This is a genomic window from Mesorhizobium caraganae (assembly GCF_016836705.1).
GTDB classification, from domain to species: Bacteria; Pseudomonadota; Alphaproteobacteria; order Rhizobiales; family Rhizobiaceae; genus Mesorhizobium; species Mesorhizobium caraganae.
This window is the reverse complement of the sequence record NZ_JAFCGY010000012.1, coordinates 146,509-163,089: the sequence shown is the minus strand read 5'-3', so window position 1 is coordinate 163,089 and position 16,581 is coordinate 146,509. Positions and strand designations below refer to the sequence as shown.

The following is a 16,581-nucleotide window of genomic DNA, read 5'->3' as shown; positions in this document are numbered from 1 at the left end:
GTGCTCGCTTCCACCGTCGACGGCTGTTCCATAGCCAGATACTTCATTCGCCAAGCGTCCACTTAATCTAAGCGGACACTAACGCCTCAAGGTACGCGTCAGTAGGCGGCCTTCGTCGTATGCATACACACAAACAATGGTTCGCCCGAGAGGGTGATCCGGATCGTTCCCGCGGGGACGATGGGCAAGGCGATCTCGTTGGCAGGCTAGATCCTGGGACTGACTCTCCCAAGGTCGCTCATCAGATTGAGACGCCTCGCTCTCCTGACCCCATCATGCGGCGGCCCAGCGCCGACCGCGAAGAGAAGCGAGTGACCAGCGGGGCGACATGATCCGGAAAATGATGCAGGAGAAGCTTGACCTCACCACCCCCAATCAGAGAAGCCCGCCAGCCCTGGCGCACTGATCAGCCTGGTGCATGCTGGAGAGCACGGCGAAGCTAGAGCACTGCCTGAGGCACGATCAGGTTTTTACAATCTATCACTTTTACGAAGCATTCAAAAACTAAACCTTAACACAAAATAACTCTATGCCCCGGGAGCATGTAGTAGAGATTTGGAGGTGAAGACGGCGCCTTAAACCCGGCAGCTTTGTGCACCAGTGAACACACGGGCGCGATTGACTATGGAAAGCCCGCCAATGACCGCAGTCCCTCAATTTGGAAAGTTGGCAATCGGAGTTCCCGACCAGGTTTCTTTGGTTCCCTCCACGGATTTGCGAGCGGCGACCAAGGCGGCGTTTGCGGTCGAGTTCGGCCGATTTCTCGATCAGACTGATGATATTGTCAAACCGGAAAAGTTGTTCGGCCTTGTATGTGATTTTGCCCTGAATTTTGATTGCCCGTGGATCGCATATGGCTCTCTTACTCCCAACCAAAAATGTTTGAAGCCGGTCCGGCGCATGCTGAACTATCCTGAGGAATGGCAGCAGCGCTATTTAGAGATGCGTTACGACAAAATCGACCCAATCTTTAGGACAAGTCGAAATCGGACAGGAGCTTTTCGTTGGAGCGAGGTGTACAATGACTCACGCACGACAGAGGACGAACGTCGTGTTTTCGACGAGGCTGCCACGTTTGGCTTAAAGTCTGGAATTAGCATTCCGTTGCACCGCTCGGATGGAAGCCTTGCAGTTGTGAGCTTTGCTCATGTACATGACCAAGAATTCGAACATACCACTGTCACATACTTAGCGCTCGTAGCCTTGCACTTTCATCTCAGGATCGCGGATTTCGCGAATTCGATTGGCGCCGAAGAGCCAGTTATTCTCTCACAAAGAGAAAAGGAGTGTATTTCGTGGGTAGCCAGAGGAAAATCATCGTGGGAGATAGGCAAAATTCTACACATTTCGGATAATACCGTGAATTTCCACATAAAGAATGTGCTAAAAAAATTAGAGTCGTCTAACAGAACAGTCGCGGCTATTAAGGCAACGAACATCGGAATAATAGATTATTGAGGCGCACCGTCAATCCGGTCCCTCTGGTCGGCGTCTTGCCGGGACGCAGGATCATCGCGACCGAGCGGCCGGCGGCGGACCATAAACATGGATCGGCAGGAAGCAGCGCTCGTCGTAGTGGGGCGTTGAAGAGCGACAGCTGCTGATGGCCATGAACGACATCGAGCGTATCGTCAATGTCGAGCTTCACGCTCTCGGGCGGCACGGCATAGCTCGACAGCCACAGGTCGACCAGCACATCGCCGAGCCGGATAACGGTCTTGAGGTCGGGCAGGTTCTCCAGGCGCGAGCATGTCGGCAGCGAGCACAGGTCGAGCCCGCTGTCCGGCAACCGTCCGCAGGCAAGCTTGGAGGCCGGGTCGGCGCGCAGCCGATCGAGATCGGTGGCATCCTCATAGCCGCAGGCGATCGCAAAGATGCGGGCGCCCAGGATTTCGACCATGGCGTGCCTCACCCGCTGCGGGTGACGCGAACCGTGGATCGCAGCCGCAAGCCGGTCGGCCAGTCGCAAACGCCGCTCGCGGCGGCCAGAAGCATAACGCCGCCATCCGATGTGATGCGTCCGCCATCAAACGCAGGTGGGATCTTTTTGCGTCCAGCGGCTGGAAAACACAACGGCGGCAACGTCATGGCTCGCGAGATCTAGTGGAAGGGTTGGCCTCAGCAACCGAATCCTACGCCAAAATCAACCGCTTAACTTATCCGCCAGCCTCTCCAGCACGCTGTCATGCATAAGACTGGCCTTCCGCGACTAGGGGTGAGACGCGACGATGCCCGACGTGCTCGGGGCAGAGTTCGAACCACGCTTTCGAATGGCAATGGTCCTCTCGACCCGTCGCGAGAACGACGTCTCTGCGCATTGTCAGCGGCTTTGCATCTTGGCGACGACAACTAAACGCCGCTATTGGTGCTCCTTGCGCTAGAGTTCCGACAAGTTTTGTCGGGTGTGTCGGGTTTGCGACGGATGTTACCGATTAAACCCGCCGTCTGCGTCGCGGCTAGCGAGCGTATTCACACAGATTCGCTTGTTCTCGTCGATCAGCGAATTGGCACGAGATTTGAGCTAACAGAGAGCGTACGAGACGAGAGCGGAGTCGATACATATATTGCTAGATGAACGATCTCATCCTTGTGCCATTTGGCCATCGGCCCACAAAAACACACAACTCGAATCGGATCGCCCGTATGTCGTTTACTGAAGAGAAAAATAGCTCATGGGACGATTGGCGTTGGCAGCTTGCTAATAGCGTCACCACATTTGACGCCCTAAGAGATCACCTAAACCTAGCATCAGAAGAGGAAGATGCGTTCCACAAAGTAGGTAAGCGATATGTATTCCAGGTAACTCCGTATTACTTATCGCTGATGGACCGGAACGATCCAAACGATCCGGTTCGTCTCCAGGCTGTCCCAAACAACAAAGAGCTTACTGACATTTATCATATCGATCAACTCCCGTCGTTCCACCGATCAGGCGTGGAGTCCGAGAATCCTCTTTGGAAGGAGGGGAAGACCGATGTGAGTTGCATCGTTCACAGGTATCCCGATCGCGTACTTTTTCATCTAACCAACTTGTGTCCCACGTATTGCAGACACTGCTCGCGCAAGGTCCACGCGAGTCACGACTCAATCGTCAGCGACAGGTCCTTGATTGACAGTGGAATTTCGTACATTGAAGCACGGCCAGAGATTCGGGATGTATTGTTGAGCGGCGGTGATCCTCTTACGATTGGTGATAACAAGATAGAGTACGTACTGTCGCGTCTCAGAAAGCTTCGACATGTAGAGATTATCCGTATTGGCACCCGGACTCCTGTGACCCTCCCTCAGCGGATTACGCCCGAATTCTGTCGGATGATTAGGAAGTATCATCCGATTTGGATAAATACTCAATTCAATCACCCAAAAGAGGTGACATCTGAGGCCAAGCTCGCCATCGAACGGCTGCTCGAAGCGGGGGTCCCGGTGGGAAATCAATCCGTGCTGTTGAAAGGAATTAACGACTCGGTCGACGTTATGAAACGGTTGGTCCACGCACTCGTTATGGCGCGCGTGCGACCGTACTATTTATATCATGCTGATTTAGTGCGAGGAGCTGAGCACTTTAGAACATCGATAGCTGAGGGGATGCATATAATCGAAAATCTCCGCGGACATACCAGTGGGTTTGCGGTGCCACAGTATGTGATCTGCACGCCTCTAGGTAAGACGCCGCTCAATCCGAATTACCTGATTGGCTCGGGCCCGGGGCATGTCTTCCTACGCAACTATGAGTGGAGGACTTGGAAGGATCCGGACGCTTGAGAGCCCGGCCTGAAGTGTATGCTGCAGATGACTTACCCTCGTCGCAATCCGCATCGGAAAGCCGTTCAAACTGCAGGAGTGCGGAATGTTTCTTAAAGCGGACGGAACGGAAGTCTGGCTGCAGAGCTCACGAAGGTTGCCGTATCTATCGCTCGCTGGGGTGATGGAGACATCTGAGGATTATCAGTTGGTTCGATCAAGGCTGCGGCAAGTCTATAAGAGCTTTCACGGTATGGCCTCCGACGATGCATTCCTTATTCGGGATGGGAAAGGCAGCGCCTTGCTTTTTTGCGCCAGACGCGACAAGAACTGCGCCCTCTTACTGCTCGGAGAATTTGGCCGAAGTGGGAAACGACAAAGACCGAGCGCCGTGCTCGAGGACTTGATCGATATTGTCGACAGGAGCCTTAGCGGAATTGAGCAGCACAGTGGCGCAACCATTCGGCTTCGGGTGGTGAAGCCCGAAGTTGCAATAGGCGCCGGCTGAACGAGCCGCCGAAGCTGGATAGACGTTGTTGGCGGCGACATCAAAGGCAATCCTGATGCCCTTTGTACATGCAATTATGGAGCCATGTCTTCGCCGGATTCGGCCGCCCTCCAGCACCGCCGACTATACTGTGGCTCTCGTAGCGCGGGGTAAAGCGAGGAATTGCAGTTTCTTGGAAGTTTTCCCGGACGCTTACCTGGAAGTGCCGATCGCTCCTCCTTTCTGGAAACCGCATAGAATTGTGTCCACCGGCACTCATGGGCTACTGAAATCGTTAGCAGAAAGGGCCTACATCCATTTTCCGACATCCAGTGGAACCCAACTAGTCGATACCGTATCGGTTCGGCAGATGGAGTTCGTAGCGGCTAGCTAGTCATCCTGCTGTGCAGGATTGCGCAACAATTGTGGAGCCGCGGGCGTCGGCGAGCAGGACATCTAGCTTCTTCATTGCTACTAGCGCAAGGATCTCCATTGCCATATCGACGCGACAAATAGTTCGGGCTTTGGCTTGACCGTCGGCCAATATGCACACCTCGACGAAACAATTGCGCGTGTGACAGGACCCATCACGGCCGACAATCTTATGTCATTCTACTTGTATCGGAACAAAAAGGTCATAGTGAGATGAAAGTTGCTGTTCTCGGCGCCGGCGTCGTGGGTAGTGCAACGGCCTATATGCTTGCGAAGGAAGGACACGAGGTCACGGTCGTTGATCGGTGCGACAGGCCGGGAATGGAAACAAGTTTCGCCAATGGCGGTTTGATGACACCGAGCGACGCCAGCCCGTGGAATTCGCCAGGAACGGTCAGGCAGATCGGCAGGATGCTGTTCGGGAGCAAGTCGACTTTGAAGATTAATCCAAGCGCCATACCGTCAATCCTTGGTTGGGGCCTCAAATTTCTGGCGAACGCGACTTACGAGCGGCACAAGGCCAACATGATTTCGAACATTAGGATCGCGAAGTTGAGCATGGACGCCTTGCGCAGTATCCGCCAGACCGCGCGTCTCAACTATGATCAAACGACGCGTGGCACAATGCGGGTCTTTCCTTGCGGCGGGCGGATATCTGAATTCGTGCAAATGTGTCATGAGATGCAGGAATGGGGGGTCCAATTTGAGGTGCTCGATCAGGACCAGATCCTTGAGAAGGAGCCCTGCCTCGGACCTGTTATTGACCGCTATTGCGGCGCCGTGTTCTTTCCGGATGATGAAAGTGGCGATGCTCACAAATTCACGAATGAGATCGCGAGACTGGCTGCTGAACTGGGCGTTCAGTTCTTGATGAACACCCATATTAGGGAGATAGGCAAGGGATCTTCCTCGCGGATCTCACATATATCGACATCTCGAGGCGATTTATCTGCAGATGCTTACGTTCTTTCGCTGGGCAGCTACAGCCCAATATTGGCTCGCCCTTTGAGAATCACGTTGCCGATTATTCCCGTTAAGGGGTATTCCGTCACTGTGGCACTGAACGGATGGAAGGGAGGACCGACACGCCCTGTTATGGATGATGGATACCATGCTATGATGGTGCCCATGGGTGATCGACTGCGCATGGGCGGTCGAGCTGAATTCGCCAGATACGACACACGTGTTGACGAAAAGGAAGGACGGCGTGTTCTGCACGATATTCTGAAAATCTTGCCGGCTCTACGCTCTCACATCGACGCAGGTGCTGTGCTAAATTGGGCTGGTTTGCGCCCGATGACGCCTGCTGGGCCCCCTCTGGTCGGACCCACGCCCTATACGAACCTCTTCCTGAACACCGGTCACGGCCCACTCGGATGGACCATGGCATGCGGGTCTGCAAAGCTGATTTCCGATCTCATTACGCATGGACGAATTTGACTAATTTCTTCGATCGAACGTACGCGTTGTGACGTAGCGCGAGGCCGAATTCCGTTGCGCAAGCAGCCGGGCCAAGCCGCCCTATTAGCGCAGGTCTCGCCTATCGAAGACCTGCTACACTGCACGGTGCGGCGGCATGTTGGACTTCCACGGGCGCGCTTGCTCAAGCTGCCCAGCAAGCCGCAGCAGGGTGGCCTCGTCACCAAAACGGCCCGAGAACATCATCCCCATCGGTAGCCCTGACTTGTGCCAAGCGAGCGGCATAGACATAGATGGCTGGCCGGACATATTGAACACAAGTGGCATTGGCCATACGCGCCGACGTGCTGCCTGGATATGTGCGAGATCAGGGCGCATTGGATCAAGCTCTCCAATTCGTATCGGTGACCCGCAAAGTGTCGGACATAAGAACACTTCACACGTAGCAAAGAACGCGACAAGGCAACGGGAAATTTCAAAAACGGAATGCTCAGCGGTGACGTAATCGATTGCGGTTCCATTCTGGGCATTCCGTGCGCGTAGGAGCGTTAGCAACTCGAGATCACTCTCGGTCAACGGGCGGCCAAGTCGCCTCTCGCCAGAGCGCACTGCCAATGCCACCAAGTTGGCTCCGTTGATAACTTCTCCAACTTCGATCGGATCGAAAGGTAGAGTCGGCGCTCGTTCCTCAACGTCGTGACCGAGCTGCTCCAAGAGCGTGGCCACCTCGCGAACCGCATTCGCAATCTCAGGGTCGAGGTAGTCTCCATAAGGAGACCTGGTTGTAAAGGCGATGCGCAAGCGACCGGGAATTCGACCTACCTCATTCAAAAATGGTCGTTCCGCAGGCGGCGCGCAAAAAGGGCTGGTAGGCTCCGGCCCGGACAACGCGTCAAGCATTGCTGCGCTGTCTCGCACGCTCACACTGATTACGTGAGGACAATCAACTAGGCTGGCCCACCCTAGTCCCATATTCGGGCCGATCGGCGTACGAGCTCGGGTGGGCTTGAGCCCGAATAGGCCGCACACAGAGGCTGGTATTCGAGTAGAACCACCGCTATCGCTAGCGTGCGCCACGGGTACGATGCGCGCAGCAACTGCAGCAGCAGCGCCGCCTGAAGAGCCACCTGCAGAATACTCGAGATTCCACGGATTGCGCGTTGGGCCATGCAAACGGGATTCGGTGGTGCCCAGCGCGGCAAATTCTGGAACCGCCGTCTTTCCAAATATCGTAACGCCGGTCTTCAGTATGCGATGGGCAAAAGTGCTGTTATGGTCCGCCACGTAGTCGCTATAAGCGCTCGATCCATATGTGGTTCGCGTTCCCGCCAGAGCCGTGATGTCCTTCAGCAAAAACGGAACGCCTGTAAAGGGGCCGTCTGGCAATCCCTCAGAGATCTGACTTTTAGCAAAGTCATAGTGCTTGATGACTACCGCATTGATTTCCGGGTCTATGTTCTCAGTTCTTCGTATCGCTTCATCAAGCAACTCTTCTGGCGTCACCTCTTTCCTGCGAACGAGGTCTGCGAGGCCCAGCCCGTCGTAGTTCGAGTACTCTTCCATTCTCGCGAGACCCTCCGCATATCAGCTACTACAAACCGGTTGCTGCCTTTAGACCAACCTATCGACCGGAAGAAACCTGCCGCCGGCGGACTCCAATGTCAGGGCTTGCACAGGTATCCGCCATCAACGGCAAGGACCTGGCCGGTGATATACTTCGCTTCTTCCGAAACCAAGAACAGAGCAGCATTGGCAACATCCCAAGCTTCTCCCATGCGCTTCATTGGGGCGCGTTCATTTCGAAGCTGGCGCATTTTTTCGCGATCGCCGCCATAAAACTCTTTGTGCCTCTCGACCATGGGCGTATCCATGAGCCCCGGCATAATTGCATTCACGCGAATGCCTTTATCCGCGTAATCGAGTGCCATCGCTTTGGTAAGCGTATTTACCCCGGCCTTAGAGACACAATATAGGAATAATCCTGGTGAGAGCCTCTCGGCCGAGACCGAAGAGATATTCAGAATCGCTCCACTGCCACGCTCCAACATTGATGGCAGGACCGCACTGGAGGTAATGAACATGCTCTTCAGGTTCACGTTGATGACGCGATCCCATTCTTCATCGTTGGTGTTGAGCACGCCCCCAAATGTTTTCGGCTCGACACCAACGTTGTTGTGAAGAATGTCTATTTGCCCATATTCCTCGAGACACTTTCTGACCATAGCCTCGCAATCCGAGCGCTGGCTAACGTTGGCCTGAAAAGCAAAGCAGGTGCCACCCTCCTTCTCGATCATTTGCCGGGTCTTCTCTGCGGCCTCCAGATTGAGGTCAACAAGCATCACTGAGGCGCCCTCGCGGGCATAAACGACCGCGGATGCCTTGCCATTTCCGAGACCGTCACCTCCGGTTGATCCGGCTCCCGCAACAATCGCGACTCTGCCTTTCAGACGTTTGTGCATGGTCCACTCTGCAACTATGACTAGAGGTTAGTTTGAAGAGTCCGGGCGGGCCGCGTCGAGCGCTTTTTGAAACTCAGCGCTCGATCGCTGACGTTCGGTCCAGCCGATTCCACCAATCATACCGCCGTCTACAACAAGGTCGTGGCCGTTCACAAAGCTGGACTCATCGCTTGCAAGATACAGGACTGCGAAAGCAATATCTTCCGGCAGGCCGGAGCGTGGTATGGGCTGACGTGTCTTGTTGAACTCACGAAGGATAGCTGCTTTCTGCAGGGCTTCCGGCCCCGTCCTCCCCATTCCAGTCGCGATCTGACCAGGAGAAACCGAATTCACGCGGACACCAAATTCTCCAAGCTCCATAGCCACGCACTTTGTCAGGTGAATGACGGCTGCTTTGGCGGCGCTGTAATCCATGTAGGCAGAAACAGCCTGAATGCCCGAAATGCTTCCAGTGTTGATAATGCTGCCGGATCCTTGCTTTTTCATGTGGGGAGCAGCGTGCTTCATCCCGAGCATAACGCTCCGCGCGTGTGAGGCCATTACACGATCAAATCGATCCACTTGCATCGATTCAATGCCGCCGGATTGGCCAAGCATTCCAGCATTGTTGAAGAGGCAATCGATGCGACCAAATCGAGTTACGGCTAATTCGATAAGGCCTCTGACCTGATCCTCGTCCGTAACATCGGTCTTCTTAAAGACACAGGCAGGACCGAGGCGCTCGCACAAGGCGTCCCCCTCCGGGGCAAGGAGGTCTGCAACTACGACTTTCGCGCCTTCCGCGACGAACAGTTCAACAGTTGCCAACCCGATACCTTGGCATCCGCCAGTGATCGCTGCCGCTTTGCCGTCCAAACGTCCCATTGCCTAATCCTTCGTGCCTTTGGGCACCACAGTGTTAATTGATGTAAGTGATACTCTTCATTAGGCCGGAAATGTCAGGAATCTTCTCCAAAGAAAGAAGGATTTCGGAGATTTGATCTCCTCGACTTACAGAAAAAATTCCTGATACGCATTTGCGATATTTATTGAGGACCTCACCTTCGCCGACGTTGATGTGCTCAGTAATCTTCCGAGTCATCGAGTGAATCTGACTCCCATCGTTCAGGGTGATGGTGATTGGCAGTGCTTGGCCGGCCAGGTCTTCTCGGTAGACGATCTCAATTTTATCGCGGAAGGCAGACACATCCGATCCGTTCGCCCCTTCGGTCGTATACCGGTCCAGCCATGGACTTTTGTCCAAAAAGCTGCAGGCGATGCTGTGAGCCAAGCTGAACTTCGCCTCGTCCGCATTCCTTGGGTGGTGATAAAGCGCGGCGGCGAGTTGAAAAGAAGGTGGCGCCTCCAGGCGAACGGCTTTGACTTGGTGAGCGGAAAGGCTGTGCTCCTCGATTAGCCTGACAAATGCATCGATAGGATGCATTTGGGATAGGCAGCATGGATACTTCTTAATTTCGATGTCCAGCGCCCTGAATGGCGCCCCGAGCTTTAGATCCGGGTTTGCGATTCCCGCCACTGCATGAAGATACCCCAGCGGGCATTCCAGCACGGCGAGTTGTCCGGTCAGGCCATGCTTCGCCAGGAAAGCCGAAGCCAGGCCGTTCCGCCCGGCCATGCCGGACTCGTAAAGGTGCGCCCCCGATCCGACCTGTTTGAACAGGCCCGCCGCATGAGAGGCCGCTATGCTAACGGCCATACCGATCTCATGATCGCTGAGCTTAAGCAACTTGGCCGCACCAGCGGCCACACCGATAGTGGATCCTGCGGACCAAGGCGCCAATCCCCGGGCCATCATGTCCTGCGAAGCGATGGCCAGTTTGGATGCAACGTCCCAGGCTACGACGAACGCCTCTATCAGTTCCTTGCCCGAGATTTTCAGCTTCTCACCCAGTGCGAGCATCGCGGGGAAGACGCCAACGCTGTACATGTTTTCAGCGCGGGTATCGTCTTCGAGCTCCGTTGTATGGGAAGTCGTCCCGTTGGCCAGCGCCGCGTATTCCACGGAAGTGCGGAAGTTTGCGCCAATCACACCAACTTCCTGCGGAGCTCCGCATTCTTTCACGTAGCTCAGAACGGCCTTGCTTGTTTCGCTATTCACGCCAGCCAGCGTCATTCCCACGCCGCTAAGGAGTACGTTCTTCACATGCTGAACGAGCTTCGTATCAAACTCATCAAAAGTAGTCTTTTGAACAAACTGCGCAATGTCTGCCGTCGTACCCATGGTCAATCCCGCGATAAGTTTAGCTACGTCTGCCCGACATGAACGTCGCAACTAGCGTCGGTGAGCTTGGGCGTCGATAACGACGCCCAAGCTTGCGTCCAAATCAGCCGATGACCCATTCCTTAAACCGACGCGAAATAGGCTCGAGATTGTCCGTCCAATAAGCCCCGTCAACGAACAGACTCTTGGGGTTTGTCATATCCGGAGTCCACTTGCTGAGTTCGGGATCGAGAAGCGGAATTGCCTTCTTAGAGTTCGGAGCGATGAACGCCGCGTTGGATAGACGTGCCATGACCTCAGGCCGCAAGAAGTATTCGATGTACTTCATACCACCTTCTTTGTTCGGCGCCCCTTTCGGTATAATCAGTTTTTCAGTGCCGAGTAGGTTCTGTTCGAACGAGAACGCGAGTGGTTTGCCGCCTCCTGGCGCGTTTGTGGCCTTAACTCGATTGGCATAGCTGTAGCTGAAGTCGACCTCCTGGGTCTGCAACAGCGAGATCGTCTGGGGAGTCGCAGTCACCCAAGCTGCGATGCTGGACTTCACACGATCCAGGACTTTGAATGCGCGATCCACATCCAGCGGGTACATGTCCTTGGGCAAAACCCCATCAGCAAGGAGAGCTGCTTCAAGGGTTTCATTTGGCCGATTGGGCAAGGTACGACGACCGGGGAATTTTGCCACGTCAAAGTATTCTGCGAAGTTCTTGGGATGCGCCTCCGGCCCGAACTTCGCAGGATCCCATGCGATGCCACCTACGAAAGAACTTGACGTTACATACTCCTTCTGCGGAGGGACGGCCATATCGGCCACGTTCAAAATCCCCAAGTCGACCTTATCCCAGAGTCCCAGCTTGGATCCTAGCGCCGCGTCTTCGTCGACGGTCATGACAACATCGATATCTACACGTCCGGCGAGAGCTTGGGCTTTCAGTTTTGCAATATCCGGAAGCGGGACAATATTGACCTTGATCCCTGTCTCCTCGGTAAAAGGTGTGGCTACAGTTTTTACCAAGATCTCTTGAAACGTGCCGCCGTAGCCCGTGATCGTGATCGACTTAGACTGGGCGCGGGCGCGGGTGATCAATGCTGGGGCAAGCACTGCAGCCGAGGACGCTGCAAGAAACGTACGCCGGGACAACTGCTTCGATATCGACATAACTAACTCCTTCCATTGCTAGGTTGACGATGACTGTGTTGGCAAACTCAACGTCGGGTCTGCGCTAAATGCTTACGCACTCAACACGACAGACTCAGCAGGTGACCAGGAGAGCTTGACTTCAGATCCAAGCTCGGGGCGAGTGGAGGCGGGACCGGAGACCAGCTTTGCTGTAACCGAAACTCCCTGCACTGTTTTCACCGTGATCCTGGTCATGCCTCCGATGAAGGATATCCCCTCGACCGTCCCGTGCAGCCAGTTGTGACCCGCAAGTGTATCGGCCTGCGCAGCCGACACCTGCATCTTTTCCGGCCGAACCATTACCAGGACCTCCGAACCCAGGGCCCGCTCTGAGCTCGGCACGTGAACTAGTCCAGCCCCATCGATCGACACTCTGTTTACCGCAGTGATCTTGCCCAGTAGCAAATTAGACTCTCCGATGAACTCCGCTACAAAGCGGCTATTGGGCCTGAAGTACAATTCATCTGGAGTGCCTAACTGAGCGATCTCGCCGGTCTTCATGAGGCAGATCCGGTCAGACATGTTGAGCGCCTCCTCCTGATCATGCGTTACGTAAATGATCGTGGTGCCCAACTCATGATGCAGGCGCTTGATTTCAGTCTGCATCTGCTCACGAAGGTTTTTGTCGAGCGCTCCAAGTGGCTCGTCCATCATGATGATGTCCGGAGAGTACACGATGCAGCGAGCGATACCGACGCGCTGCTGCTGGCCACCTGAAAGCTGGCGGGGCTTTCGATCCTCGAAGCCCTTGAGTCCAACTCGATCCAACGCATCCAAGACTTTTCTGCGGATAGTTTCGGACGGTTCGCGCCTAGCGCGAAGTGGATAAGCAACGTTCTCAAAGACTGTCATATGAGGCATAAGGGCATAGCTCTGAAACACCATCCCGATGCCTCTGTCGCGGGGAGGCAGACGAGTAATATTTCTGCCAGACAGGAGTATTTCGCCCGAACTAGGCGCGATCGCCCCAGCGATCAAATTCAGCAAGGTTGTTTTCCCGGAACCAGAGGGACCGAGCAACGTAAGAAATTCCGATTTTTTGACAGTCAATTCAGTAGCCTTAAGGACTGTCACCGAGCCGAATGCCTTCGAGATCCCTCTCAAAGATATTGCTTCACCACTCGGGGCATTGTTGATGCGCATACGTTCACTCCCAGACTCCGATCCAGTCAGGTGACCGCCTGAGCGAAAGTTCATCGTAGACTGAACTGAGATTGGGTTTTCGTCGCTCAAGACACATCCTCGCCTGTTGATTTCCTCAGGCCAATAGTAACGATGCAGGCAAGCACAGACAGCGCAGTCAGAAGCGCCGATACGGCCGCGATCACTGGTGAGACTTCCCACGAAAGGTCGTTATACATCTTGACTGGCAGCGTCACCGTATCACTGCCCGCGAGGAACCAAGAGATTATTACCTCATCAAATGAAAGCAAGAACGCAAAGAATGCGGCGCTTATCAAAGACGGAACAAGCTGAGGGAGCACAACTGTCAAGAACATGTGAATAGGAGACGCACCCATTAGCTCCGCGCCAAACTCCAAATTTCGATCCAGCTTCTGCACACCCGCAATAATCATTAGCATTACGAACGGTAATGTTACCATCAGGTGGCCAAGAACAAGCGAGAGGGTTGTTCCACCAATGCCGATGTACGAGAAGTAAAAGTAGATTCCCAACCCGGAGACGATCGTGGGAATGACCAAGGGGCTGAGCAAGGTTCCGAGAATGAAAAGCTTTCCCAGAAATTCATGGCGCGAAATCCAGTATGCCGAAGGGACGCCAACGAAAAGTGCGGCAGCCGTCGAGAAAACCGCGACTTTGAGGCTCGTGTATATCGGCAATAACCAGCTATCCGAAGTAAACAAAATTCTGAACAAATCGAGCGAATATGTTGACGGAGGAAATTCGAGCGCGTTTGTTGGCCCAAATGCCATCGGAATTGTCACAGCGACTGGCGCCAGCAAAAAAACGTAGACGACCGTGGCGAGGCTGGAACCAATAAAACTATACCGCTGCGACACAGGATCGAGCACTGAGTTCACCATGACAAGTCCCTCAGATCCTACGCCGACGCCAAAGGGCCATCGGAACGATGAAGATTGAAGCTAATATCAGCAAGATAACGCTTATTGACGATGCCTTAGGCCAGTCGAGTACTTCACGATTATAAAAGTCGACCAAGTTGGAAAGCATTTGATCTTTTGGGCCACCGAGTAGCGCTGGTATCACAAACGCACCTAATGACATAACGAACACACTCAGCAAACCCGCCACTACCCCTGGAACACTTAGAGGGACAGTTACGGTCCAAAAGATCCTCGCCGGTTTCGCACCCATAACGGACGCCGCTCTGTAGAGCGCGCTATCGATTGCTAGCAGACTCGCGAGCACCGGCAGGACGACGAGGGGAACGAGGAAATTGGTCATGCCGACGAGCAGTCCGACGCGATTCAGAACGAGCGGCAGCTGCACGTCGATCCCAGACGCCCATCTCAGGAGATTGTTTATGATGCCGTAGCGACCCAAGATGATGGTGAAGGCAAAGCACTTGACCAGAATGCTTGTCCAGAACGGCAGGAGAATGAGAAACATGAGAGCAGTTCGTCGATTCGGGCTCTGTTTCGCCAAGTGAAGGGCAACGATGTACCCCAGTACGAGGCTCAGAACGGATGAAAGTGACGCTACAACCAGTGTCGTTGTTAGCGTTTGCCTAAACAAGTTGCTTTCCAGGATTGCTATGTATGCCGACAGGGGGCCGGCGTCGCCTTGGAAGCTTGTAAAAAGGACGTAGCAAAGGGGGGGTAGTACTATGCCCACTGCAACCAATGCAGCAGGTGACATGAACAGCGATTGCACTCTGAGATTGATTGAGCGGTCCATTTGAGCCTAGGCCGAAGTTTGTGACAGACGGGGTTTCGCGTGATCGGGATGAGGGCTCCGCGAACGATATTCTGCACGCGTGGCATTCGCGTCGCCTGTTATCGCGAACGGTCCAGAGAACTCTCGACTGGAGTTCAATATCAGCGAACACGTCGCGCTAAGCATCAACTCGCCCATCTGGTTTAACCGACATCCTCATGGTCTTGCCCTTCGGATTCGGGAGTGACTTCCGATGGAAACGGCTAGTCAGATCGACGTCACTCAGGCCTTCTCGTGCTGGACCGAAGCTCCTGGTCTGCAGAAGAGGTTTCCGTACGCAGCACTTGAATGAGATGTCGACGTCACGCAAAACAATGAGTTCAGACGCAGTCATTTTTCATGAGCGGAATATCTCATTCGATGAAGCCGTAAGCCGTCATGGTTCCTCCCGAACGATCGAGCTTTTGTAATATTGTTATCCAATATCGCATATTGCATTTAGCCGGTCAAGAGGGAATTCGTTTAGCGGCGGCGCTGCCACCTGGCTAGCTCGAATGGGGGTTGAGCTTTGCGCGCGCATTGGATAGCAATATGCGGGACCGCATTTCGCTAGGGATTTGGGTGTGACCATGCTCGACAAGAGGAACAAAAGCAGGACTGGGCTCAATCCGCCTGCTTCATTCCCGAAGCCCAACGTCGACGAGCGGCTCTATCTGGGAACTGTCGAGAAGGGGCTGCTAATCCTCGATACGTTCTGTGCCAATCCTCGACCGTTGACGCTCGCTGAGGTCTCGGAGGCATCTGGGTTGAACAAGAGTGCAACCCAGCGGGTGCTCTACACGTTGCGAGCGCTGAGATACCTAACCCATAGCGAGACAACTCGGCAATATTCGTTGGCCGCGAGGGCTATGGATATCGGAAATGCCTATCTTCGTAGTAATCCCATCGTGGAAGCAACATTTCCATACTTGCTCGAGGCCAACAAACGATCGCAGGAGACAGTCAACCTGACAGAACTTGATGGTTCCGACATCATATTTATCTCGCGTGTTCCAAGCAGGAACGTGATGAGCTCCTACGTGACGATTGGCACGCGTCTCCCCGCTTTCGCCACTGCGCCAGGGCGCGCGATCCTGGCCAACCTCGACGCCGACGCTAGTAACGCCATTTTAAATGGCTCGAGCCTTTCAGCGATCACCCCACACACCACGACAAGTCGGCAAAAGCTTCTCAAGGAATTGGAAAAGGTTCGCCAAAGAGGCTTCGCTATCGCCAATCAAGAGGCGATGCCCGGAGACATTTCGACCGCTGCGCCGGTCTTCGGCTACGACAACAAAGTTGTGGCTGCCGTTAATATTGCTGCTTCAACCGCCAGTTGGACTGCTGAGAGAGTGGAAGCTGAGCTGAGCCCTATTACCGTTGAAATCGCACGCCAGATGTCCAAGGTGGTGTCCCAGTATAGGCGCACATGAGCTGCAGGGCAGGCTCTCAAAGAGTGTTGGCACGAGAGGACCTTGGCCATCTTGAACGCGACCATCACTAGCATGCGCCTCTTGCGAGCCCAGCGTCTGTTTGAGCCAAAAAGTATCTGGCGCCCCGCGTTTGCGCGCTACTGCACGAAAGCGGTGCCGGCAATGACGACGGCGACACCCAAGCGCGCTGGTTGCTGCCAAAGGGCGAACGTTTGGCGCGATCAGCGCCTCCAAGAGGCGTTGGCTACCGCGGCGGTCGAATGTGCTGAACTGGCCGATGGTAAAAGCCTCTGGAGCCGCGTCGCTACAGCGTC

At 54.4% G+C, this 16,581-nt stretch carries 14 protein-coding genes; 5 read left to right on the top strand and 9 right to left on the bottom strand.

Translation table 11 applies throughout. The features are described 5' to 3' along the window. Window positions 1-639: 639 nt before the first annotated feature. Window positions 640-1,458 (top strand): LuxR family transcriptional regulator, encoded by an 819-nt coding sequence (locus tag JQK88_RS20735; RefSeq protein ID WP_246749947.1) that lies wholly within the window; start codon window positions 640-642, stop codon window positions 1,456-1,458. Here the strand turns inward: JQK88_RS20735 and JQK88_RS20730 are convergent. After that, on the bottom strand, window positions 1,424-1,969 hold the full coding sequence (locus JQK88_RS20730; protein WP_203279301.1) for a transposase: 546 nt from the start codon (window positions 1,967-1,969) through the stop codon (window positions 1,424-1,426). The two genes, JQK88_RS20735 and JQK88_RS20730, sit on opposite strands and share 35 nt — an antisense overlap. A 602-nt stretch (window positions 1,970-2,571) precedes the next feature. Here JQK88_RS20730 and JQK88_RS20725 point away from each other — a divergent pair. The 3 genes from JQK88_RS20725 to JQK88_RS20715 all read left to right on the top strand — a co-directional run bounded on the left by JQK88_RS20725 (window position 2,572) and on the right by JQK88_RS20715 (window position 6,100). Beyond that, on the top strand, window positions 2,572-3,762 hold the full coding sequence (locus JQK88_RS20725) for a KamA family radical SAM protein (protein ID WP_246749946.1): 1,191 nt from the start codon (window positions 2,572-2,574) through the stop codon (window positions 3,760-3,762). Window positions 3,763-3,847: 85 nt separating this feature from the next. After that, window positions 3,848-4,249: a death domain-containing protein gene (locus tag JQK88_RS20720; protein ID WP_203279300.1), complete on the top strand. Its 402-nt coding sequence runs from the start codon at window positions 3,848-3,850 to the stop codon at window positions 4,247-4,249. Window positions 4,250-4,873: 624 nt separating this feature from the next. Continuing rightward, window positions 4,874-6,100, top strand: a complete 1,227-nt coding sequence (locus tag JQK88_RS20715; protein ID WP_203279299.1) for a D-amino acid dehydrogenase — start codon at window positions 4,874-4,876, stop codon at window positions 6,098-6,100. 114 nt (window positions 6,101-6,214) lie between these two features. On the opposite strand, the gene JQK88_RS20710 is transcribed toward JQK88_RS20715, so the two are convergent. From JQK88_RS20710 to JQK88_RS20675, 8 genes are all read right to left on the bottom strand, one after another. After that, window positions 6,215-7,642 (bottom strand): amidase, encoded by a 1,428-nt coding sequence (locus JQK88_RS20710; protein WP_203279298.1) that lies wholly within the window; start codon window positions 7,640-7,642, stop codon window positions 6,215-6,217. A 98-nt stretch (window positions 7,643-7,740) separates the two neighbouring features. Further along, window positions 7,741-8,538 carry an SDR family NAD(P)-dependent oxidoreductase gene (locus JQK88_RS20705; protein WP_203279297.1) on the bottom strand — a complete coding sequence of 266 codons (798 nt, stop codon included), beginning with the start codon at window positions 8,536-8,538 and terminating at the stop codon, window positions 7,741-7,743. Between the two features lie 27 nt (window positions 8,539-8,565). Beyond that, window positions 8,566-9,402, bottom strand: a complete 837-nt coding sequence (locus JQK88_RS20700) for an SDR family NAD(P)-dependent oxidoreductase (RefSeq protein WP_203279296.1) — start codon at window positions 9,400-9,402, stop codon at window positions 8,566-8,568. Window positions 9,403-9,436: 34 nt separating this feature from the next. Further along, window positions 9,437-10,759 carry an MmgE/PrpD family protein gene (locus JQK88_RS20695; protein ID WP_203279295.1) on the bottom strand — a complete coding sequence of 441 codons (1,323 nt, stop codon included), beginning with the start codon at window positions 10,757-10,759 and terminating at the stop codon, window positions 9,437-9,439. A 103-nt stretch (window positions 10,760-10,862) separates the two neighbouring features. After that, complete coding sequence (locus JQK88_RS20690; RefSeq protein ID WP_203279294.1) at window positions 10,863-11,915, bottom strand: ABC transporter substrate-binding protein; 1,053 nt, start codon at window positions 11,913-11,915, stop codon at window positions 10,863-10,865. A 72-nt stretch (window positions 11,916-11,987) separates the two neighbouring features. Further along, window positions 11,988-13,079 carry an ABC transporter ATP-binding protein gene (locus JQK88_RS20685; protein WP_203279293.1) on the bottom strand — a complete coding sequence of 364 codons (1,092 nt, stop codon included), beginning with the start codon at window positions 13,077-13,079 and terminating at the stop codon, window positions 11,988-11,990. An 86-nt stretch (window positions 13,080-13,165) separates the two neighbouring features. Further along, window positions 13,166-13,981, bottom strand: a complete 816-nt coding sequence (locus JQK88_RS20680; RefSeq protein WP_203279292.1) for an ABC transporter permease — start codon at window positions 13,979-13,981, stop codon at window positions 13,166-13,168. A 10-nt stretch (window positions 13,982-13,991) separates the two neighbouring features. After that, a complete protein-coding gene (locus JQK88_RS20675; protein WP_246749960.1) occupies window positions 13,992-14,777 on the bottom strand; it encodes an ABC transporter permease in 786 nt (261 codons plus the stop codon). A gap of 647 nt (window positions 14,778-15,424) precedes the next feature. Between JQK88_RS20675 and JQK88_RS20670 the strand changes: the two genes are divergently transcribed. Next, entirely contained in the window at window positions 15,425-16,267 is an 843-nt protein-coding gene (locus tag JQK88_RS20670; RefSeq protein ID WP_203279320.1) for an IclR family transcriptional regulator, read from the top strand. Window positions 16,268-16,581: the final 314 nt, after the last annotated feature.